Here is a 20,271-nt window from a genome sequence, read left to right on the forward strand (position 1 = left end):
GACACAGCACCCGGTCTTTACGGCCCGGCGGGCCCCGCGGGCTCCGGGACGAGTACCCGCACCGCCGCGGGGACCGCCTCGACCGTGAGCGGCAGAGGTCCCAGCGGCTCGCCGTCGGCGTAGCCGGTCACCTTCTCCCCGGGCGTGGCGGCCTCCAGGGTCACCTTCGCCGCCCGGTGCACGGTGACCGCGGGGTGGGCGAGGTGGGTGCCGCGGTAGACGCGCGGGAAGACCCGCAGCAGGGTGGTGCGGTCGCACTCCCCCACCACCGTGACGTCCAGCAGGCCGTCGTCGAGGCGGGCGTCCGCGCAGATTCTCATGCCTCCGCCGTAGGAGGGGCCGTTGCCGACCGCGACCAGTGTCGCGTCGGTCTCCAGCGGCGGGCCGTCGTCGAGTGCGATGCGGTACGGGACCGTCCGCAGCCCGGCCAGTTCGGCGAGTATCGCCGCGTCGTAGCGCAGACGTCCGGCGGGCCACCGCATGCGGTTGGCCCGGTCGTTGACGCGGGAGTCGAAGCCGGAGGCCAGCACGCTGCCGTACCAGCGTCCGCCGACCCGGCCGAGGTCGATGCTCCGGCTCCGCCCCTCCCCGAGCGCCCGCGCGATCACCCGTCCCGCCCCGGCCGGGTCGCGCACGGGCAGGCCCAGGGAACGGGCGATGTCGTTGCCGGTGCCGACGGCGACCACGCCCAGCGGGGTGTCGGTGCCGGCCACCGCCTGGAGGGCGAGGGAGGTCATCCCGTCCCCGCCGACGGCGATCAGCGCGCCGGTGCCGCCGCGCACGGCCCGGCGTGCCCGGGTGAGCGCGTCGTCGGCGTCCGTGCCGACGACCGTGCGCACCGGGAAGCCCGCCGCGCGCAGGGCGCGTGCGGCGGGCTGGGCGGCTCCCGCACCGCGGCCACCGCCCGCGGTGGGGTTGACGAACAGGGTGATCTCACCGGTCACGCGCGGACCATACCGGCTCAGGTGGCGTCGTCGTAACCGTTGCGCCTGGTCGGACCGTCTTCGGGCGAGCCCTCGGGCAGGGCGGAGGGGCCGTCGACGGACTCGATCGCGCCGACCTTCTCCGGGGCGTGGTCGAGCGGGGACGCCTCGTCGTCGCTCAGCCCGGCATAGGGGTCCTTGCGGCTGCGGCGGCGGTCGTTGAACAGGGCGATGCCGACGGCTCCGAAGTACAGCAGAACGATCGGCGCTGCCAGGGCGCCCATGGTCAGCGGGTCGCCGCTGGGGGTGGCGACGGCCGCGAAGAGGGTGATGGAGATGACCATGACCCGCCACCAGCCCAGCAGCCTGCGGCCGGTGACGATGCCGCCGAAGTTCAGCATCACCAGCACCAGGGGCAGCTCGAAGGCCAGCCCGAAGACGATCACCATCCGCGTGATGATGTCGAGGAGTTCGTCCAGGGGTACGAGGTTGCCGGTGCCCTCGGGGGTGAACTCGATCAGGGTGGCGGCCATCGTCGGCAGGACGATGTAGGCGAGGTAGGCGCCGCCGAGGAAGAGCGGCACGCCGGCCGCGACGAAGGAGCGGGCGTACTTCTTCTCGTGGCTGTGCAGACCGGGTGCGAGGAAGGCCCACAGCTGGTAGAGCCAGACCGGGCAGGCCAGCACCATGCCGGTGGTGAGCCCCACCTTGAGCATGAGGGTGAAGGGCGCGATCACACCGCTGATGGTGATCTCGGCACAGGCCTCGCCCTTCTCCGCGGCCCGGCCGAAGCCCGCGGTGCAGCCGACGGCGTCGCGGAGCGGCTCGGTGAGGAAGTCGGCGATCTGCTTGTAGTACACCAGCCCGACGACGGTGACGGCCAGGATGGCCAGCACCGACTTCATCAGGCGGTTGCGCAGCTCCCGCAGGTGCTCCGCGAGCGGCATGCGCCCCTCGGGATCCCTCTGCGGCTTCCCCTGTCTGCGGGCGGACTTGAGCAACCCACGTCCTCGGTGTCAGTGGCGGTGTGCCGGGTGTCTTGGCTCGGACGGCACCGGGCCCGTCGCCGGGCCTGGGTCCGGGTCAGTTCTTGGTGGTCTGCTGGCCGGGCTCGTTCACCGGACGGGAGCTGGTGACGTCGCCGGGCGCGGCCTGGATCGTCCTGGGCGCGGTCTGCTGCGCCGAGGCGTCCTGCTGGGCGGAGGTGTCCTGCTGGGCGGCCTCGTTCTCCTTCTTCATGGCCTTGGCCTCGCTCTTGAGGATGCGGGCCGACTTGCCGAGGGACCGGGCCATGTCGGGGAGCTTCTTGGCGCCGAACAGCAGCAGGACGACGAGGAGGATCAGTACGATCTCCATGGGCCTGAGGTTGCCGATCATGTGCCACTACCTTCTCGCCGGGGCGGCGGTGTCCGTGCCTGCCCTACTGATTCGGACGGGCTTCCTCGTACTGGTGCGCTGGCAGCGATCGTAACCCCGGGGGGTGAACGCGGGGCAATGCCTCCGCGTCATCCCGGTGCCGGTCACGGACACCACGTCCACACCGTCTTGAAGGGTACCGCCCCGGCGTCCGGACATGGAGGGGGCGACGCCCGGCGGTGCCCCGGGGGCACACCGTCGGGCAGTCGGCATGCGGTCGGCACACCGCCGGCGCCCCGTTCAGCGCTCGATCCGCGCCCGTGCGGCCAGGGGGGTCGCGGCCCGCTCCAGGTCCTCGGCCGCCCGGGCGAGATGCTCGCAGCCGTCGCCGACCGCCCGGGCGAAGCGCCGTACCTCCAGCCCCACCCGGACGGCGAGGACGCCGAGCACGGCGATTCCGCAGAAGGCGAGCGTGAGGAAGAACATGGGCCAGAGCATGGGGCGAGCGTAGTGGACGGTCCCGTCCGGTCCGGGCAGGCCCGGGTCTGCCCGGACCTCAGTCGCCGTACGCCGCCAGCGCGGCCCGCGCCGCGTCCCGGGCGCTGTCGGCCAGCTCGCCCGGGGAGACGATCCGGCCGTCGCGGCCCAGCCGCAGGGCCAGGCGGCGCAGGGAGGCCGGGTCGGGGGCGCGCAGGGTGATGCGCAGACCGCCCTCGGGCAGCTCCTCGGCGCTGTCGTGCGGGTAGTACTCGGCCACCCAGCGCCCGCCCGGACCCACCTCGATCACCACCTGCGGGTCCTCGGCGGAGGGCTGGACCAGCCCCTCCGACAGGTCGCGCAGCTCCACCGGCGGCGGGTCGGAGGGCTCGTCCAGCAACCTGATCTCGGCCACCCGGTCCAGCCGGAAGGTGCGGTGCGCCTCGGACAGGCGGCACCAGGCCTCGACGTAGGTGTGGCCGACGGCGAACAGCCGGATCGGGTCGATCTCCCGCTCGGTCAGCGTGTCGCGCGTCGGCGAGTAGTAGCGGATCCACAGCCTGCGGCGCTCGGCGATGGCCCGGTCGACGTCCGCGAAGACCCCGCCCTCGGACTCGAAGCTGACCGACAGCCGGGAACTGGCCCCGGCGCTCTCGCCCGCCGCCGCCTCGATCTTGGCGGTGGCGCGCTGGAGGGCCTCGCGATCGCTCTCGCGCAGCCCCGGCAGGGTGGCGACGGCCCGCGCGGCCACCAGCAGCGCGGTGGCCTCGTCGGCGGCCAGCCGCAGCGGCTCGCCGGTGCTGGAGCCCACCGCGTCGGCGTTGTGCCACCAGATGCGCTCGCCGTCGGTGTCGATGTCCAGCAGGTCCCCGCCGCGGAAGCTGGTGCCGCACATCGGCAGGACGTGGAGGTCGGAGATCAGCTCGTCGGTGGTGATGCCGAAGGCGCGGGCGACGTCCTCGACGCGGGCGCCGGGCCGCTCGCGCAGATACGTCACCAGGGACAGCATCCGGCGGGTCTGGTCGATGGCGTTGGTGGCCATGTCGGTGGTGCCTCTTCCCCTGAGTTCCCTCAAGCCCTTGACGGCCCCGTGCCGGGCCGGTCGGTCCTGTACGGCCCCCTGCCGGGGCCGGTCATCCCTTGGCCACGGCGCGCAGCCGGTCCACCACGTCGGTCCGCAGTTCGGCGGGCTCCAGCACGACCACGTCCGGCCCGAACTCCACCAGCCAGGCGTCCAGCCCGTGGCCGTAGGGGATCTCCAGCTCGTCCCAGCCGTCCCCGGCCTCGCGCGTCTGGAGGGCCCTGGCCCGCAGCGGGTAGCCGGCGCCCTGCCGCAGCCGGATGCGGGCGGTGGCGGTGGCGATCTCCCCGGCCCACCGCTCGACGGTCTCGCGGACGGTGACGTGGTCGGGCACCTCGGCGGTGTAGGCCCCGGCGCGGGAGCGGACCGGTCCGGTGATGCGGGAGAGCCGGAAGACCCGCTCCGCGCCCCGGTCGCGGTCGTGGCCGGCCAGGTACCAGTGGCCGCGCCAGCACTCCAGCGTCCACGGCTCCACATGCCGGGTCCCGGGGCTGGCGGCGTTGGACTTGCGGTAGGCGAAGGTGACCGGGCGCCGGTCGCGGCAGGCGAGCATCAGCGGCTCGAAGGCGGCCTCGCGCACGGGGATGCGCGGCTCCAGGGCGCTGTGGCCGCCGTACGGGTCCTCCGCACCGCTGTCGGCCAGCGGCATCCCGGCGGCGCGCAGCTTCTGCAGGGCGCCACTGGCGGCCCCGGCCAGCCGGGCCTGCTGCCAGACCTTGGCGGCCAGGGTGAGGGCGGCGGCCTCCTCGGCGTCCAGGGCGACGGGCGGGAGGCGGTTGCTGTCGCGGCGGGCCTGGTAGGCGATCTCGCCCTCCAGGTTCTCCACCGTCTCGATCACCAGGCCGAGCTCGCGCAGATCGTCCTTGTCGCGCTCGAACATCCGGTTGAAGGCGTCTTCTCCGCCCCTGCCCGAACCTCCGCCGACCTCCAGGTACGCCTCGATCGAGGCCCGCAGCTCGCGCTTGGTCAGCGGACGCCGCGTCCCCAGCAGGCACAGCGCCAGATTCATCAGCCGCTCGGCCTTGGCAATGGCCATCGACGCCCTCTCTCGTACTTGTCCCGATCGTCGACCGTACCGCTCCGGGCGTGCCCGGTACAAAGCCCGGGCCCCCGCCGTACGGCGGGGGCCCGGGCGGGTGCTTCGGCGGCCTCAGACGGAGACCAGGTCGCAGACGAAGATGAGCGTCTCGCCCGGCTTGATCCGGCCGCCGGCGCCGCGGTCGCCGTACGCCATGTGCGGCGGGATGATCAGCTGGCGGCGCCCGCCGACCTTCATGCCCTGCACGCCCTGGTCCCAGCCGGAGATGACCTGGCCGACGCCGAGCTGGAAGCTCAGCGGGGTGCCGCGGTTCCAGCTGGCGTCGAACTCCTCGCCGGTGGAGAAGGCGACGCCCACGTAGTGCACGGAGACGGTGTCGCCGGCCTTGGCGACCGGTCCGTCGCCCTCCCAGATGTCCTTGATCTCCAGGTCGGCCGGGGGCTCGCCGCCCGGGAAGTCGATCTCGGGCTTGTCGATGCTCACGAAGTTGCTCCTACGAACGTTTCCATCGGTCAACCGGGACAGTCTCGCAGACCCGGCGGGCCGCCGCCGAGGAAGATCGTCAGACCTTGCCGACGATGTCCACGACGAACACCAGCGTGTTCTCGGCCAGCTCCGACTGCGGGTTGCTCGCGTAGGCGAGGTCCGGCGGGATGACCAGCAGGACGCGGTCCCCGACCTTCTTGCCGACCAGGGCGTCGTCCCAGCCCTTGACGACCTTGCCGGTGCCGATCTGGAAGGCGGTGGCGCCGCCGTGGTCCCAGGAGGAGTCGAACTTCTCGCCGTCCTCCCACTTGACCCCGGTGTACTGGGCGATCAGGCCGTCGCCGGCCTTCACCTCGGGCCCGTCGCCCTCGATCAGCACCTGCTCCCTCAGCTTCTCGGGAGCCTTCTCGCCCTTGGGAACGGTGATGGTGGCGGCCTTCTGCTCGTTGGCCTTCACCTCGGGCATGCCCTCGTCGGTGGCCGCCTGCTCACCCTCTGCCTCGGCCTTGGCGTCGGTCCTGGCGGAGGCGACGGCGTCGACCACCCAGACCATGCTGTCGGCTCCGTCGATCCCCAGCTGCGGGTTGATCGAGTCGCCCATGATCGCCTCGGCGGTGCCCTCGATCAGGACGCGGCTGCCGGCCCGCTCGCCGATCAGGGACTGGGCGACCGGCTCGGGAAGCCCCTGTGCCTCACCGAGACGGAGGACCTCCTGGCGGTGGGCGTCGCCCTCGGAGGCACCTTCCGGCCGCTGCTTCCAGGTGTTGATCAGCTCCTGGCCGTTGCTGGTCATCAGGATGTCGATGCGGACGAAGTCGCCCTCGGCGAGCTTGTCGCCCTTGCCCTCGGTGACCGTCCGCACGGCGGCCTCGTCGGGAGCCTCGGCGTCCTCGGCGACGGTGAGCTTGGGCTCCTCGCCGATCTTGCCGGATACCTTCGTGGCGGCTTCGGAGGAGCCCTCGGACCCGTCGGAGCCGCACGCCGCGGTGAACAGCATGGCGGGCACGACCAGGGCCGCGGCGACGCGGCGGCCGACCTTCGCCAGGGAGCGGGGGTGTGGGGGGCGTCCCCCTCGAGATTGCAGCATCAGTCCAACTCGTGGTGTAGGAGGTGTCCGGGCGTTCCGGGCGTGCCGGCCACTCTACGGGCCGCCCGGCCCACCTCCCACAACTCACGGAAGGGCCGATTTCGTTCCCGGACCGGGTGCGGATCCGGGCCCGGGTCCGCGCCCGGGGCCGTGACGGTGTGCCACGGCCCCGGGCGCGCCGCCGTCCGGGCTCACATGCCGGAGATGAGCTTCTCCACGCGCTCGTCCACCGAACGGAACGGGTCCTTGCACAGCACCGTGCGCTGGGCCTGGTCGTTCAGCTTCAGGTGCACCCAGTCCACCGTGAAGTCGCGGCGCTGCTCCTGGGCCCGGCGGATGAAGTCGCCGCGCAGCCGGGCACGGGTGGTCTGCGGCGGCACGGACTTGCCCTCGAAGATCTTCACGTCGTTGCAGATCCGGGCGGCCTGCCCCTTCCGCTCCAGCAGGTAGTACAGCCCCCGGCGGCGGTGGATGTCGTGGTACGCGAGGTCTATCTGGGCGATCCGGGGGTGGGACATGGTGATGTTGTTCTTGGCCCGGTACCGCTCGATGAGCTGGTACTTCATCACCCAGTCGATCTCGGTGTTGACCTTGTCGAGCTCCTGGGTGCGCACCGCCTCCAGGGTACGGCCCCACAGCTCCAGCACCTGGTCCACCACGCCCGTGCGGATGCCCCGGCGCTCGCAGAAGTCGGCGGCCTTCTCGTAGTACTCCTGCTGCACCTCCAGCGCGGACGCCTCGCGCCCGTTGGCCAGCCGGACCTTGCGCCGGCCGGTGATGTCGTGGCTGACCTCGCGGATCGCCCGGATCGGGTTCTCCAGGGTGAGGTCGCGCATGACCGTGCCGGCCTCGATCATGCGCAGCACCAGGTCGGTGGCGCCGACCTTGAGCAGCATGGTCGTCTCGGACATGTTGGAGTCGCCGACGATGACGTGGAGGCGGCGGTAGCGCTCGGCGTCGGCGTGCGGCTCGTCGCGGGTGTTGATGATCGGCCGGGAGCGGGTGGTGGCGGAGCTGACGCCCTCCCAGATGTGCTCGGCGCGCTGGCTGACGCAGTAGACCGCGCCGCGCGGGGTCTGGAGCACCTTGCCCGCGCCGCAGACGAGCTGCCTGGTCACCAGGAACGGAATGAGGACGTCCGCCAGACGCGAGAACTCCCCGTGCCGGGCCACGAGGTAGTTCTCGTGGCAGCCGTAGGAGTTGCCGGCCGAGTCGGTGTTGTTCTTGAACAGGTAGACGTCGCCCGCGATGCCCTCCTCGTGGAGGCGTCGCTCGGCGTCGACGAGGAGTCCTTCGAGGATGCGCTCGCCCGCCTTGTCGTGGGTGACCAGCTCGGTCACGTTGTCGCACTCCGGAGTGGCGTACTCCGGATGCGATCCCACGTCCAGGTAGAGGCGGGCGCCGTTGCGGAGGAAGACGTTGCTGCTGCGGCCCCATGACACGACACGGCGGAAGAGGTACCGCGCCACTTCGTCAGGAGACAGGCGCCGCTGTCCCCGAAACGTACACGTGACGCCGTACTCGTTCTCCAGCCCGAAGATTCGGCGGTCCATGAATGAACTTTACGCCTGATGCCCGGTTTTGAAACCGGCTCCGGCGCCCCCGTTCCGATCACTTTCCATCCGGGCGACGGCACCGGAGGACGGGGCGGGAGACGGGTGCGGGGTCGGGGCGGGAGCCGCCAGAACACGCCGGGTGGCCAGCAGGACCAGCAGCGCGGCCAGGCCGCCCGCACCGGCGACGAGGAAGCCCGCCGGCGCCCCGCCCCGTTCGATGACCGGGCCCACCACGGCCGTCCCCGCCGCGGCTCCGACGCCGAAGGACGTCACCAGCCAGGAGAACGCCTCCGTGACCGTGCCGACCGGCGCGTGCCGGTCCACCACCACGAAGGCGCAGGCCAGCGCGGGGGCCAGGAAGAGGCCCGCGACCCCGGCCAGGAGGGTCATCGCCACGGGGCCGGGCGCCAGCGCCAGCGGCAGATAGCCGGCCGCCAGGGCGGCCACCAGGACACGCAGCCGGGTCTCGGGGGCTCCCGCCCAGGTGCGGGCTCCGTAGGCCAGGCCGCCGACCAGGGCGCCGGCGCCCAGCGCCGAGAGCAGATAGCTGGAGATCAGCTCGTCGCCGTGGCCGTCGGCGTAGGCGACCGCGGCCACCGCGATCGTCCCCAGGGCGAGGCCGACGAAGAAGAACGAGCCGAGCAGGGCGAGCAGGCCGCCGGAGCGCAGAGCCCCCAGCCAGTGCGCCTCGCGCGGTTCGGAGCGCCAGCGGCGGGAGGGCGGCGAGAGCACCACCGACAGGGCGCCGAGCACTCCCAGGGCGTTGATCACCAGCAGGGCCGCGGCCTCGCTCCAGAGGGCCACCAGCACCGTGACGGCCAGCGGCCCCAGGGTGAACATCACCTCCTGGGCCACCGCGTCCAGCGCGTAGGCGGCGTGCACCCGGTCGGGGTGCTTCAGGACGGACGGCCACAGGGCGCGCAGGCCGCCTTCCAGGGGCGGGGTGAACAGGCCCGCGACGGCCGTCGCGGTGTAGGCGACGGGCAGGGGTTCGACGCCTGCGAGGGCGAGGGCGGCCATGCCGAGGCCGGAGAGCAGCGCGGCGGGCAGCATCACCGGTGGCTGGCCCCACAGGTCCACCGCGCGGCCCAGCAGCGGCTGGCCGACGGCGTTGGACAGCCCGTAGACGGCCGACAGCACGCCCGCCAGGGTGTAGCTGCCGCCTTCCGCGCGGACGAACAGCACGATCGCCAGGGCGGCGGTGGCGTTCGGCAGTCGGCCGAGCAGGGTGCCGGTGAGCAGCCGCGCGGCGTGTCTGACGCGCAGCAGTTCGGCGTAGCCCGTCGCCATGGGTCACGGCTCCTCTTCCCCGGAGTCCTCCGGCGGCCTGTGGAAGTGTTACGTATAACCTGCTCCGTCATACGTACCATGAACCAGCTCCCGGGTCCATGCGGACCGGGCGCCGCCCGTACCACCCGTACCGTCCGTCCACTCCGGGAGCCGGCCAGTGACCACCGACCGACCCCGGCCCACGAGCCGGGATGTGGCGCGCGCCGCCGGGGTCTCGCAGGCGGCCGTCTCCCTGGTGCTGGGCGGCAAGTGGCGCGGCCGGGTCTCGCCGGGCAAGGCGACGGCGGTGCGGGAGGCGGCACGGGAACTGGGCTACCGGCCGAATCTGGCCGCGCGCAGTCTGCGGCTGGGGCGCACCCGCACCGCGCTGCTGGTGGTCCCGGCGCTCACCAACGAGTTCTTCGCCCGGCTCCACGCGGGCGCCGCGCGGGTGGCCGCCGAGCACGGCTTCGGGGTGGTGCTCTACCCCTCTCCGGAGGGCGTCGGGCCCGCCCGGGACCCCTTCGACTCCGCCGGCGCCGCCCTGGACGGCGTGATCGCCTCCTCGATGGCCTCCGAGGCGCTGGCCGCCCTGCGCTCCGGCGGCGAGCTGCCGCTGGTGATGCTCGACAGCGAGCCGGAGAACACCCAGGCGGCGGCCACCGTCAACCTCGACATCGCCGACGGCATGCGGCAGACGGTGGGGCACCTGCTGGAGCTGGGCCACCGCCGGGTGGCCCACATCGCCGCGGCGGTGGACTCCTGGACCTTCGAGGTGCGGGCCGCGGCACTGGCCGAGGCTCTGGAGGCGGCCGGCTGCCCGCCACCGGCGACCTGGACGGCCGGCCTGGACGTGGCCGCCGGGACGCGTGCCGCCGCACAGGCGCTGGCGGCGGCCCCCCGGCCGACCGCGCTGGTGTGCGACGACGATGTGCTCGCCGCGGGCGCGTGCAAGGCGGTACGGCGGCTGGGGCTGCGGGTGCCGCAGGACGTCTCGGTGACCGGCTTCGACGATCTGACGCTCGCCCGGGCGGTCGAGCCGGAGCTGACGACGGTGCGGCTGCCCGCCGAAGAGGCGGGGGCGGCCGGGATGCGGGCTCTGCTGGCCGTGCTGGACGGCCGGACGGAAGGCGCCGTGCTGGACGGCCGGACGGAAGGCGCCGTGCCGGACGGCCGGACGGAAGGCGCCGTGCCGGACGGCCGGACGCGGGAGACCGGCGGCTCCGGCTCCCCCGCCCGGGTGACCACCCTGCCGGTGCGGCTGACCGTGCGGGGCTCCACCGCCCCTCCCCCGGGTACGCCCGTGGGCCCCGGCGGGCGCTGAGCGCCGCCGGGGCCCACGGGACGGCCGACAGAGCGGGAGGGGGCGCGCAGGCTACTCCTCGGAGGCGGAGGACTCCCCCGAGGAGGCCCCGCCCGGCGAGTCGCCGGACGAGTCGTCCGACGACTCGCCGGGGGACGCGGACGTACCGCCCTCCTCCAGCAGCCGGGAGAGCTGCCCGCCGAGCACGCGCTTGAACTTGCGCTGCTGGGGCCTGGTGCGGTCCAGGACGGCGACCTCCAGCTGGTCGGCCGTGAGGGTGCGCTCGCCGCCGTTGCTGTCCCGGCTCAGGGACTCCACCGCCAGCTTGAGGACCTCGGCCAGGGTCATCCCGTCCCGGTGACGCTGTTCGAGGTAGCTTCCGATCTGGTCGGAGTTGCCGCCGACCGCCACCGAGCCGTGCTCGTCGACGATGGAGCCGTCGTGCGGCAGCCGGTAGATCTGGTCGTCCTCGGGGCCCTCCCCGACCTCGGCGACGATCAGCTCCACCTCGTACGGCTTCTCCGCCGCGCTGGAGAAGATGGTGCCCAGGGTCTGGGCGTAGACGTTGGCCAGGCCCCGCGCGGTGACGTCCGTGCGGGCGTAGGTGTAGCCGCGCAGGTCGGCGTAGCGGACGCCGCCGATGCGCAGGTTCTCGAACTCGTTGTACTTGCCCACCGCCGCGAAGGCGATCCGGTCGTAGATCTCGCTGACCTTGTGCAGTGCCCGAGAGGGGTTCTCGGCGACGAACACGATGCCGTCGGCGTACTGCAACACGACCACGCTGCGGCCGCGCGCGATGCCCTTGCGGGCGTACTCGGCGCGGTCCGCCATGGCCTGCTGGGGTGAGACATAGAACGGCGTCGACACCGGCTATCGGTCCCTTCCTGATCTAGAGCACAGGGGCCTGGGGCCCGTTGGGCGACTGGAGCCGGCCGTCGTGCACCGAGCGGGCGATCTCGGCGACCTCCTCCTCGGTGATCCTGCGGAAGCCGTCCTCGGTGATCACCGTGACGACGGGGTAGATCCGGCGCACCAGGTCGGGGCCGCCGGTGGCGGAGTCGTCGTCGGCGGCGTCGTAGAGGGCCTGGACGACGACCGTGGCCGCCTGCCGCTCGCCGAGGTCGTCGCGGTACAGCTTCTTGAGCGAACCGCGGGCGAAGACCGAGCCGGAGCCGACCGCCGCGAAGCCCTGCTCCTCGGAGCGCCCGCCGGTCACGTCGTAGGAGAAGATGCGGCCCCTGCCCAGGCCCACGTCGTACCCGGCGAACAGCGGGATCACCGCCAGGCCCTGCATGGCCATGCCGAGGTTGCCGCGGATCATCGTGGACAGGCGGTTGGCCTTGCCCTCCAGGGACAGCTGGGTGCCCTCGACCTTCTCGAAGTGCTCCAGCTCCAGCTGGAAGAGCCTGACCATCTCCACGGCGAGCCCGGCGGTCCCGGCGATGCCGACGGCGCTGTACTCGTCGGCCGGGAAGACCTTCTCGATGTCGCGCTGGGCGATCATGTTGCCCATCGTCGCGCGCCGGTCGCCGGCCAGCACCACGCCGCCGGGGAAGGTGACCGCGACGATCGTCGTGCCGTGCGGCGCCTCGACGGCGCCCTTCACGGGCGGGAGCGGACGGTTGCCGGGGAGCTGCTCGGGCGCGTGCTCGGACAGGAAGTCCATGAACGAGGACGAGCCCGGCGTCAGGAAGGCAGCAGGCAGACGCCCTGTGCTACGGGTGTTGGCTTCCACACGTTTCCTTCCACCAGATCGTGAGACCGGATCTTGAGAATTCTGCACGGACCTTACCCGTGGCGGCGGATGTCATCCGTCCCGCACCCCCGCCGTCGCGGGGGTGCGGGACGGATGTGCACGCCTTACTCCCCGCCCTTCTGCACGAAGGAGCGCACGAAGTCCTCGGCGTTCTCCTCGAGCACGTCGTCGATCTCGTCCAGCACGGAGTCCACCTCGTCCGACAGCGCCTCCTGGCGCTCCTTGAGGTCCTCCGAGACCTGCGCGTCCTGCGCCTGCTCGTCGGTCTCCTCGGTGGAGCGTGCCGCCTTCTGCTGACCGCCGCCGGTGTCCTTGGTCGCCATATACCTCACCCCGCTCGGTTGGACGGTACAAGATCAGACCCTACAAGCCGGGCCTGACATCGGCCCTTCTCCTGCCAGTGGCTCTTTCCCGCTTCCCGCCGTATCGCTGTCACTCCGCCGTCGCGGACGTCCGGAAGCCATCTCCATGATTCCCGCCTCCGGAGACGTTCAGCCGTCCCTTCTCCTCCCGGTTCACTTCCCGGAAAGCGCCCTGACCAGCTCCTCCGCCGTACCGCAGCGGTCGAGCAGCTCGCTGACGTGGGCGCGCGTGCCGCGCAGCGGCTCCAGGGTGGGTACCCGCTGGAGGGAGTCCCGACCCGGCAGATCGAAGATCACCGAGTCCCAGGAGGCCGCGGCCACCGCGTCGGCGTACCGCTCCAGACACTGGCCGCGGAAGTAGGCGCGGGTGTCCTCCGGGGGCTGGGAGCGGGCCCGCTCCACCTCCGCCTCGTCCAGCAGCCGCTTCATCCGGCCGCGGGCCGCCAGGCGGTTGTACAGCCCCTTGTCGGGGCGCACGTCGGCGTACTGCAGGTCCACCAGGTGCAGCCGGGCCGCGTCCCAGTCCAGGCCGTCGCGGCGCCGGTAGCCCTCCATCAGCTCCCGCTTGGCGACCCAGTCCAGCTCGCCCGCCAGACTCATCGGATCGCTCTCCAGGCGCCCCAGAACGTCCTCCCAGCGGGCCAGCACGTCCCTGGTCTGCTCGTCCGCGTCCTGCCCCCAGCGCTCCTCCACGTACTTGCGGGCCAGCTCGTAGTACTCCATCTGGAGCTGTACGGCGGTGAGCGTCCGTCCGCTGCGCAGCGTGATCGGCCGGCGCAGCGACGGGTCGTGGCTGACCTGGTGGAGGGTGCGCACGGGCTGGTCGACGGCCAGGTCGACGGCGATGAAGCCGTCCTCGATCATGGACAGCACCAGGGAGGTGGTGCCGAGTTTGAGGTAGGTGGAGATCTCCGACAGGTTGGCGTCGCCGACGATCACATGCAGCCGGCGGTACTTCTCGGCGTCGGCGTGCGGCTCGTCGCGGGTGTTGATGATCGGCCGTTTGAGGGTGGTCTCCAGGCCGACCTCCACCTCGAAGTAGTCGGCCCGCTGGCTGATCTGGAAGCCGTGCTCGGAGCCGTCCTGTCCGATCCCGACGCGTCCGGCCCCGGTGACGACCTGGCGGGAGACGAAGAAGGGCGTCAGATGGCGCACGATCTCCGGGAAGGGGGTCTCCCGCTTCATCAGGTAGTTCTCGTGGCAGCCGTAGGAGGCGCCCTTGTTGTCGGTGTTGTTCTTGTACAGGTGGATCGGCTGGGTGCCGGGCACCTCGGCGGCGCGCCGGGCGGCCTCCGCCATGATCCGCTCACCGGCCTTGTCCCACAGCACGGCGTCCCTCGGGTTGGTGACCTCCGGGGCGCTGTACTCGGGGTGCGCGTGGTCCACGTACAGCCGCGCGCCGTTGGTGAGGATCACGTTGGCCAGGCCGATGTCCTCGTCCGTGAGCTGGCTGGAGTCGGCGGCCTCGCGCGCGAGGTCGAAACCCCGGGCGTCCCGCAGCGGGTTCTCCTCCTCGAAGTCCCAGCGGGCGCGGCGCGCCCGGTGCATCGCCGCCGCGTAGGCGTTGACGACCTGGGACGAGGTGAGCATGGCATTGGCGTTCGGGTGACCGGGGACGGAGATCCCGTACTCCGTCTCGATGCCCATCACTCGCCGTACGGTCATGCGGCCCTCCTTGCCCGGCGGCGGCCCGCCTTTGGGCCACCGCTCAAGTCCCGCTGCGCATCCGGCCCGCTCGCGGCCCCTGGCCCCGCGCTCCGCATGGCGGCGGTACGGACGAGCCTAGGGCGCTCGGGCCCCGGTTGGGAGATCGCTGCGGACTTCCCGTGTTTCCTCGGTGGAGATCGGTCCGAAAAGATCCGGCTGCGGACGCCCGCCCCGCCTGTCGACGGGGACACGGGCATCCGCAGCCGGACGGTGTCTTCTACAGGTACTGACCGGTGTTGGCCACCGTGTCGATGGAGCGTCCGGTGTCCGCGCCCTGCTTTCCGGTGACGAGGGTGCGGATGAAGACGATCCGCTCGCCCTTCTTGCCGGAGATACGGGCCCAGTCGTCGGGGTTGGTGGTGTTGGGCAGGTCCTCGTTCTCCTTGAACTCGTCCACGCACGCGGCCAGCAGGTGGGAGACCCGCAGGCCCTTCTGGTTGTGGTCGAGGAAGGCCTTGATCGCCATCTTCTTGGCCCGGTCGACGATGTTCTGGATCATCGCGCCGGAGTTGAAGTCCTTGAAGTACAGGACCTCCTTGTCACCGTTGGCGTAGGTGACCTCCAGGAAGCGGTTCTCCTCGGACTCGGCGTACATCTGCTCGACGACCGACTGGATCATCCCGGCGACGGTGGCCTCGGGGTCCTTGTTGTGCTCCGCGAGGTCGTCCGCGTGCAGCGGGAGGTTCGGGGTCAGGTACTTCGAGAAGATGTCCTTGGCGGCCTCGGCGTCCGGACGCTCGATCTTGATCTTCACATCGAGGCGTCCCGGGCGCAGGATCGCCGGGTCGATCATGTCCTCACGGTTGGAGGCGCCGATGACGATGACGTTCTCCAGCCCCTCCACACCGTCGATCTCCGACAGCAGCTGCGGGACGATGGTGTTCTCCACGTCCGAGCTGACGCCGGAGCCGCGGGTGCGGAACAGGGAGTCCATCTCGTCGAAGAAGACGATGACGGGCGTGCCCTCGCTCGCCTTCTCCCGGGCCCGCTGGAAGACCAGGCGGATGTGCCGCTCGGTCTCGCCGACGTACTTGTTCAGCAGCTCGGGGCCCTTGATGTTGAGGAAGTAGCTCTTCCCCTGGGGCTGCCCGGTCACCTCGGCGACCTTCTTGGCAAGGGAGTTGGCCACGGCCTTGGCGATCAGGGTCTTGCCGCAGCCGGGGGGGCCGTAGAGCAGCACGCCCTTGGGCGGGCGGAGTTCGTGCTCCTTGAACAGGTCCGGATAGAGGTAGGGGAGCTCCACCGCGTCGCGGATCAGCTCGATCTGCCCGCCCAGGCCACCGATCTTGTTGTAGTCGATGTCCGGGACCTCTTCGAGGACGAGCTCCTCCACCTCGCTCTTGGGCACGACCTCGTAGACGTACCCCGAGCGCGGCTCCAGCAGCAGCGCGTCACCGGCCCGGAGCGTGGCCTTCATAAGGGGCTCGGCGAGCCTGACCACGCGCTCCTCGTCGGTGTGCCCGATCACCAGGGCGCGCTCGCCGTCCTCCAGGACCTCCTTGAGGGTGACGATGTCCCCGGCGCGTTCGAACTCCATGGCCTCGACCACATTGAGCGCCTCGTTCAGCATGACCTCCTGGCCACGCCTGAGCTCACCGAGATCGAGACTGGGGCTGACGTTCACCCGGAGCTTGCGTCCGCCGGTGAAGATGTCGGCCGTACCGTCCTCGTTCGCCTGCAGAAAAACCCCGAAGCCGGCCGGTGGCTGGGCCAGCCGGTCGACCTCCTCCTTGAGGGCCACGATCTGGTCACGGGCCTCACGGAGGGTGCCTGCGAGCCGCTCGTTCTGTGCGGACACACCGGCCAGGTTCGTCTGCAGCTCGACGATCCGCTCCTCGAGAATCCGAGTGTGGCGCGGAGAGTCGGCGAGCTTGCGGCGCAGGACGGCGATCTCCTGCTCGAGATGGGCAACCTGGCCTGCCGGGTCGTCGGAACCCCGTTCGGGCCGGATGCCGCGGTTGATGTCGTCGTCGTGGGCTGCCACGGTCCTCACCTCCTCCAAGGGGAGCTGGACGCTTCCTGACCCTACCTGGACCCGTGGGGGTTGAAACCCCTAGATCACAAACACGGTCGGGGTGTGTCTGATCTTCACCCTTGCGCACTCCCTTACCCCGGGTGAATACCCACCCAACCTCTCCGGAAAGCGGCCGGTTGTATCGTCTGAAGCGTCAACCCCCGTCACGGGTGGCTCTATTCCGCCAAGATCACACCGACAATCCGTCACACGGTCCGGTCACGAGCGCAGGAACGGCAGGCAGCAACATGGGCTCGCACAACGAGCAGACCGCAGAACTGGAAGTCTGGATCGACCAGGAACTCTGCACCGGCGACGGGATCTGCGCGCAGTACGCGCCCGAGGTCTTCGAGCTGGACATCGACGGGCTCGCCTACGTGAAGGGCCCAGCACCGGCGGGCGAGGAGGCGGAGCTGCGCACCGAGCCGGGCGCCACCGCCCCCGTCCCCCTCCCGCTGCTGGGCGACGTGGTGGACTCGGCCAAGGAGTGTCCGGGCGAGTGCATCCACGTGCGCCGGGCGGCCGACGGTGTCGAGGTGTACGGTCCCGACGCCGGGCGGTAGTACGGCGGCGCTCCGGTCTCCGGCGGCGCCGGACCTCGCGTGACCGCTCAGACACTCCGGGCGGTCGGCGCCGCCTCCAGCACGAACTTCCCGCCCCGCCACTCCCATTCGACGTCCCGCGCCTGGTCGGGACAGCAGCGGGGCACGTCCGGCGACGAGTAGCCCAGCAGCCTGGCGGACACCGTGCGGTCGCGGACGGTCAGGTCCTGCACCGTCATCCCCTCCCCCGGGTCCACCAGGGTCTCGGCGATCCGGGGCCCGCCTCCCTCGCTCGCGGGGTGTGCCAGGACGTACACCCCGCTGGGCGGGGTGCCGATCCCCGCGGCGCAGCGGACCACCGCGACGGTCTCGGCGCGGCCGTCGCCGTCGAAGTCCACGGCCGCCCTGTCGATCACCTCGGCCTCCACGGGGCCGCATTCCAGCGGGTAGCGGGCCGCGTCCGCGTCCGGTCCGGGAGCCACCGCGGTGGTCTCCCCCGGCTGGGTGGCGTCGGCGCCGGCGGGCTCCAGCAGCGCGACCGAGCCCAGCAGCGCGCCCAGCGCCGCGGCGGTGGCGAACCAGTGCGGTGCGCGGGCCCGGGTGTGGGCGGGGGCGGCAGGGGAAGGCGCGGGGGAGGACGGTGCCCGCTCCGCCCCGCGGGTCCCGGCCGGACCGGGCTGGGGCGGGACGGCGGGAGCGGCGGCTGGACGGGGCGAGGCGGAGGGCGCGGGAGCGGAGTCTGCCGGAAGCTGCACGCGGGACGGCTCCTGTGAGGTGCGGGCGGCCGGGGGTGCCCAGCATCGTGCCATACGTCACACCGCGGCGGAACGGCCGGGTGCGCTTCGCCGCCGCTCCGTCCCCGCCCGGCCCGCACCGGCGACGCATACGCCGCAGGCCGCTGCCCGGCCCCCGAGGGGGCCGGGCAGCGGCCTGCGGCGTATGCGGGTCGCGCCGGACGTGAGCGCGAGTGGCGGAAAAGGGCTGCCTCAGCCGCGGCCCGAGCCGCTGCCCGGGCCGCTGTAGTCCTCCCCGTACGCGCCCTTGGCCGGGCGGCGGCGGCGCATCGGGGGCTCCACCCCGTCGGCGAGCCGGCGGGCGGTGAGCAGGAAGCCGGTGTGCCCGATCATGCGGTGGTCGGGACGGACGGCCAGGCCCTCCACGTGCCAGGTGCGCACCATGGTCTCCCAGGCGGCCGGCTCGTTGAAGGTGCCGTGCTCGCGGATGGACTCCACGGTGCGGGCGAGCTGGGTGGTGGTGGCGACGTAGGCGCACAGGATGCCGCCGGGGACGAGGGCCTTGGAGACGGCCTCCAGGCACTCCCAGGGGGCGAGCATGTCCAGGATGACCCGGTCGACCTCGGTGTCGGACAGGTTGTCCTGGAGGTCTCCGACGGTCAGCCGCCAGGCCGGGTGCGGGCCGCCGAAGTACCGCTCGACGTTCCCCTGCGCGATCTCGGCGAAGTCGGCGCGGCGCTCGTAGGAGTGCAGCATGCCATGGTCGCCCACGGCCCGCAGCAGGAAGGCGCTCAGCGAGCCGGAGCCGACGCCCGCCTCGACGACGCGCGCGCCGGGGAAGATGTCGGCCATCGCGAGGATCTGCCCCGCGTCCTTGGGGTAGACGACGGCAGCGCCGCGCGGCATGGACAGGACGTAGTCGGGGAGCAGGGGACGCAGCGCGAGATAGGCGACGTTTCCCGTGGTACGGACGACCGTGCCCTCGGGAGCACCGATCAGCTCGTCGTGGGGGAAGGCTCCCTTGTGGGTGTGGAAGCTCTTCCCCGCCTCGAGCGTGAAGGTGTAGTGGCGTCCCTTGGGATCGGTGAGCTGGACCTGGTCCCCGACCTGGAAGGGCCCGCGACGGCGGGCGGCACCGGTCGGTTCGGACATGGGGGCAAGGGTAGTCCAGGCACGCCCTCCGGCCGTAATCGAGGCCCGCCCCTCCCGCACGCCCCCGCCCGGGGACGGGGGCGTGCGGGAGGGCGGGGACGGGTTCGCGAGGTCTCGTGGGTCAGGAGGCGGGCTTGGCCATGGCCGCCACGAACGCCCGCTCCACGTCCCCGGCCGACAGCACCCCGTAGATCTCGCCGCTGCCCTCCACCACCAGGTACTCGCTGGCGGGGGTGGCGCGCAGGTGCTCCAGCAGCTCCTCCCCGGCCAGCTCGGCCCACACCCGCATGCCCTCGGTGAGGTCCTGGGCCAGGGTGCTCACCGCCACCCAGGGGCGCCGGTGCTCGGGCACCCCGGCGATGGCCGCCTCGCGGACGACGGCGACCGCCTCCCCCTGGCCGTCCACGACCACCAGGGCCCTGGCCCCGGCCTCGTTGGCGCGGCGCAACCCCTCCGACAGGGGGGTGTCGGCGGAGACGGGGACGGCGCGGCGGGTCAGGGCCCGGGCGCTCAGCTCGGGCAGACGCTCGCGCAGCCTGGCCATGCGCAGGCTGTTGCCGGCGCCGGTCCAGATGATCGCGGCGAGGATCGCGGCGAGCAGGGCGTCGGTGATGGAGTCCACCCCACCGAAGCCCTCCTCGGCGCCGTAGCCACCCGCGTAGCTGAGCAGCGGCATCCCGACCAGGACGGCGACGGCGAGCGCACGGCCGGTCCAGGCGGCGGCGACGGTGCCGGTCATCGGCTTGCCGCTGATCTTCCACACCACCGCGCGCAGCATCCGGCCGCCGTCCAGGGGCAGGCCCGGCAGCAGGTTGAAGATCGCGACGATGAGGTTGGAGACCATCAGCCCGGCCAGCAGCACCGCGGGCACGGTGCCGGGTTCGACGGCGAACAGCCCCAGATAGAACACACCCGACAGCACCAGGGAGAGCAGCGGGCCGACGAAGGCCAGGACGAACTCCCGGCCCGGGGTCTCGCTCTCCTTCTCGATCTCCGACACCCCGCCGAAGAACTGGAGCTGGATGCGGCGCACCGGGAGTTTGAAGCGCAGCGCGGCGACGGTGTGGGCCAGCTCGTGGACCAGCACCGAGGCGTAGAAGGCGACCGCGAAGAACAGGGACACCAGATAGCGGGCGCCGCCCAGTTCCGGGAGCACGCGCTCCAGCTGGCCTCCGAAGACCCAGGTGATCAGCGCGGCGACGACGAACCAGCTCGGCGCCACGTACACGGGCACGCCGAAGGGGCGGCCCATGAGAATGCCGCCGCCGCTCTCCCGCGGGCGCTTCGGCCTGCCGTCCGCCGATTCGCCGGGGCCGGGCTCCGGCCGCCCGCCGTTGTCCGTGTCCGCCACGGGTTCCCCTCGTAGAAGATGCCCTCGCACCCGGTGGTCGGTCCCCGCGGCCGTGCGGTACGGGGGAGGGTGCGAA

20 protein-coding genes are annotated in these 20,271 nt (G+C 72.2%); 2 read left to right on the top strand and 18 right to left on the bottom strand.

Annotated features, from left to right (window positions below; translation table 11 throughout):
* Positions 1-17: 17 nt before the first annotated feature.
* The 10 genes from CUT83_RS19855 to CUT83_RS19900 all read right to left on the bottom strand — a co-directional run bounded on the left by CUT83_RS19855 (position 18) and on the right by CUT83_RS19900 (position 9,295).
* A complete protein-coding gene (locus CUT83_RS19855; RefSeq protein ID WP_101257204.1) occupies positions 18-944 on the bottom strand; it encodes a diacylglycerol kinase in 927 nt (308 codons plus the stop codon).
* A 17-nt stretch (positions 945-961) separates the two neighbouring features.
* Positions 962-1,870, bottom strand: coding sequence for a twin-arginine translocase subunit TatC (tatC, locus tag CUT83_RS19860; RefSeq protein WP_240957898.1), 909 nt, complete (start codon positions 1,868-1,870; stop codon positions 962-964).
* A 136-nt stretch (positions 1,871-2,006) separates the two neighbouring features.
* The gene (tatA, locus tag CUT83_RS19865) at positions 2,007-2,300 is read right to left on the bottom strand and encodes a Sec-independent protein translocase subunit TatA (RefSeq protein WP_101257206.1); all 294 of its coding nucleotides are present in this window, start codon (positions 2,298-2,300) and stop codon (positions 2,007-2,009) included.
* A gap of 279 nt (positions 2,301-2,579) precedes the next feature.
* The gene (locus CUT83_RS19870; RefSeq protein WP_093850880.1) at positions 2,580-2,777 is read right to left on the bottom strand and encodes a hypothetical protein; all 198 of its coding nucleotides are present in this window, start codon (positions 2,775-2,777) and stop codon (positions 2,580-2,582) included.
* 58 nt (positions 2,778-2,835) lie between these two features.
* Positions 2,836-3,798, bottom strand: coding sequence for a helix-turn-helix transcriptional regulator (locus CUT83_RS19875; protein ID WP_101257207.1), 963 nt, complete (start codon positions 3,796-3,798; stop codon positions 2,836-2,838).
* A 91-nt stretch (positions 3,799-3,889) separates the two neighbouring features.
* A complete protein-coding gene (locus tag CUT83_RS19880) occupies positions 3,890-4,873 on the bottom strand; it encodes a helix-turn-helix transcriptional regulator (RefSeq protein WP_101257208.1) in 984 nt (327 codons plus the stop codon).
* A gap of 114 nt (positions 4,874-4,987) precedes the next feature.
* On the bottom strand, positions 4,988-5,359 hold the full coding sequence (locus CUT83_RS19885) for an FKBP-type peptidyl-prolyl cis-trans isomerase (protein WP_101257209.1): 372 nt from the start codon (positions 5,357-5,359) through the stop codon (positions 4,988-4,990).
* A 79-nt stretch (positions 5,360-5,438) separates the two neighbouring features.
* Positions 5,439-6,449 carry an FKBP-type peptidyl-prolyl cis-trans isomerase gene (locus CUT83_RS19890; protein ID WP_101257210.1) on the bottom strand — a complete coding sequence of 337 codons (1,011 nt, stop codon included), beginning with the start codon at positions 6,447-6,449 and terminating at the stop codon, positions 5,439-5,441.
* 191 nt (positions 6,450-6,640) lie between these two features.
* Positions 6,641-8,002 carry a Pup--protein ligase gene (pafA, locus tag CUT83_RS19895; RefSeq protein ID WP_093850885.1) on the bottom strand — a complete coding sequence of 454 codons (1,362 nt, stop codon included), beginning with the start codon at positions 8,000-8,002 and terminating at the stop codon, positions 6,641-6,643.
* Between the two features lie 9 nt (positions 8,003-8,011).
* Positions 8,012-9,295 (bottom strand): MFS transporter, encoded by a 1,284-nt coding sequence (locus tag CUT83_RS19900; protein WP_101257211.1) that lies wholly within the window; start codon positions 9,293-9,295, stop codon positions 8,012-8,014.
* 157 nt (positions 9,296-9,452) lie between these two features.
* On the opposite strand from CUT83_RS19900, the gene CUT83_RS19905 reads away from it, so the two are divergent.
* A complete protein-coding gene (locus CUT83_RS19905; protein WP_240957897.1) occupies positions 9,453-10,598 on the top strand; it encodes a LacI family DNA-binding transcriptional regulator in 1,146 nt (381 codons plus the stop codon).
* Between the two features lie 51 nt (positions 10,599-10,649).
* Here the strand turns inward: CUT83_RS19905 and prcA are convergent, their stop codons facing one another.
* The 5 genes from prcA to arc form a co-directional block, all read right to left on the bottom strand.
* Positions 10,650-11,444 (bottom strand): proteasome subunit alpha, encoded by a 795-nt coding sequence (gene prcA / locus CUT83_RS19910; protein ID WP_101257213.1) that lies wholly within the window; start codon positions 11,442-11,444, stop codon positions 10,650-10,652.
* Positions 11,445-11,466: 22 nt separating this feature from the next.
* Complete coding sequence (gene prcB, locus CUT83_RS19915) at positions 11,467-12,312, bottom strand: proteasome subunit beta (protein ID WP_101257214.1); 846 nt, start codon at positions 12,310-12,312, stop codon at positions 11,467-11,469.
* Positions 12,313-12,437: 125 nt separating this feature from the next.
* Entirely contained in the window at positions 12,438-12,656 is a 219-nt protein-coding gene (locus tag CUT83_RS19920; protein WP_093850890.1) for a ubiquitin-like protein Pup, read from the bottom strand.
* A gap of 192 nt (positions 12,657-12,848) precedes the next feature.
* Complete coding sequence (dop, locus tag CUT83_RS19925; protein WP_101257215.1) at positions 12,849-14,360, bottom strand: depupylase/deamidase Dop; 1,512 nt, start codon at positions 14,358-14,360, stop codon at positions 12,849-12,851.
* A 259-nt stretch (positions 14,361-14,619) separates the two neighbouring features.
* Positions 14,620-16,386, bottom strand: a complete 1,767-nt coding sequence (arc, locus tag CUT83_RS19930) for a proteasome ATPase (protein ID WP_093850892.1) — start codon at positions 16,384-16,386, stop codon at positions 14,620-14,622.
* A 278-nt stretch (positions 16,387-16,664) separates the two neighbouring features.
* Between arc and CUT83_RS19935 the strand changes: the two genes are divergently transcribed.
* Entirely contained in the window at positions 16,665-16,979 is a 315-nt protein-coding gene (locus tag CUT83_RS19935) for a ferredoxin (protein WP_101257216.1), read from the top strand.
* Between the two features lie 47 nt (positions 16,980-17,026).
* Here CUT83_RS19935 and CUT83_RS19940 read toward each other — a convergent pair whose 3' ends face one another.
* The 3 genes from CUT83_RS19940 to CUT83_RS19950 all read right to left on the bottom strand — a co-directional run bounded on the left by CUT83_RS19940 (position 17,027) and on the right by CUT83_RS19950 (position 20,195).
* Positions 17,027-17,713, bottom strand: coding sequence for a hypothetical protein (locus CUT83_RS19940; protein ID WP_338104159.1), 687 nt, complete (start codon positions 17,711-17,713; stop codon positions 17,027-17,029).
* Positions 17,714-17,944: 231 nt separating this feature from the next.
* Positions 17,945-18,844 carry a tRNA (adenine-N1)-methyltransferase gene (locus tag CUT83_RS19945; RefSeq protein ID WP_101257217.1) on the bottom strand — a complete coding sequence of 300 codons (900 nt, stop codon included), beginning with the start codon at positions 18,842-18,844 and terminating at the stop codon, positions 17,945-17,947.
* A 121-nt stretch (positions 18,845-18,965) separates the two neighbouring features.
* Positions 18,966-20,195: a site-2 protease family protein gene (locus tag CUT83_RS19950; protein ID WP_240957896.1), complete on the bottom strand. Its 1,230-nt coding sequence runs from the start codon at positions 20,193-20,195 to the stop codon at positions 18,966-18,968.
* Positions 20,196-20,271 lie beyond the last annotated feature (76 nt).

It is taken from the genome of Streptomyces barkulensis, from assembly GCF_002843305.1.
GTDB lineage: Bacteria > Actinomycetota > Actinomycetes > Streptomycetales > Streptomycetaceae > Streptomyces > Streptomyces barkulensis.

Bases quoted from the DNA above. Each gene is read 5' to 3' on its own strand.
- tatC (WP_240957898.1), bottom strand. From the start codon at position 1,870: ATGCCGCTCGCGGAGCACCTGCGGGAGCTGCGCAACCGCCTGATGAAG.
- tatA (WP_101257206.1), bottom strand. From the start codon at position 2,300: ATGATCGGCAACCTCAGGCCCATGGAGATCGTACTGATCCTCCTCGTC.
- CUT83_RS19870 (WP_093850880.1), bottom strand. From the start codon at position 2,777: ATGCTCTGGCCCATGTTCTTCCTCACGCTCGCCTTCTGCGGAATCGCC.
- CUT83_RS19875 (WP_101257207.1), bottom strand. From the start codon at position 3,798: ATGGCCACCAACGCCATCGACCAGACCCGCCGGATGCTGTCCCTGGTG.
- CUT83_RS19880 (WP_101257208.1), bottom strand. From the start codon at position 4,873: ATGGCCATTGCCAAGGCCGAGCGGCTGATGAATCTGGCGCTGTGCCTG.
- CUT83_RS19890 (WP_101257210.1), bottom strand. From the start codon at position 6,449: ATGCTGCAATCTCGAGGGGGACGCCCCCCACACCCCCGCTCCCTGGCG.
- pafA (WP_093850885.1), bottom strand. From the start codon at position 8,002: ATGGACCGCCGAATCTTCGGGCTGGAGAACGAGTACGGCGTCACGTGT.
- CUT83_RS19900 (WP_101257211.1), bottom strand. From the start codon at position 9,295: ATGGCGACGGGCTACGCCGAACTGCTGCGCGTCAGACACGCCGCGCGG.
- CUT83_RS19920 (WP_093850890.1), bottom strand. From the start codon at position 12,656: ATGGCGACCAAGGACACCGGCGGCGGTCAGCAGAAGGCGGCACGCTCC.
- dop (WP_101257215.1), bottom strand. From the start codon at position 14,360: ATGACCGTACGGCGAGTGATGGGCATCGAGACGGAGTACGGGATCTCC.
- CUT83_RS19935 (WP_101257216.1), top strand. From the start codon at position 16,665: ATGGGCTCGCACAACGAGCAGACCGCAGAACTGGAAGTCTGGATCGAC.
- CUT83_RS19945 (WP_101257217.1), bottom strand. From the start codon at position 18,844: ATGTCCGAACCGACCGGTGCCGCCCGCCGTCGCGGGCCCTTCCAGGTC.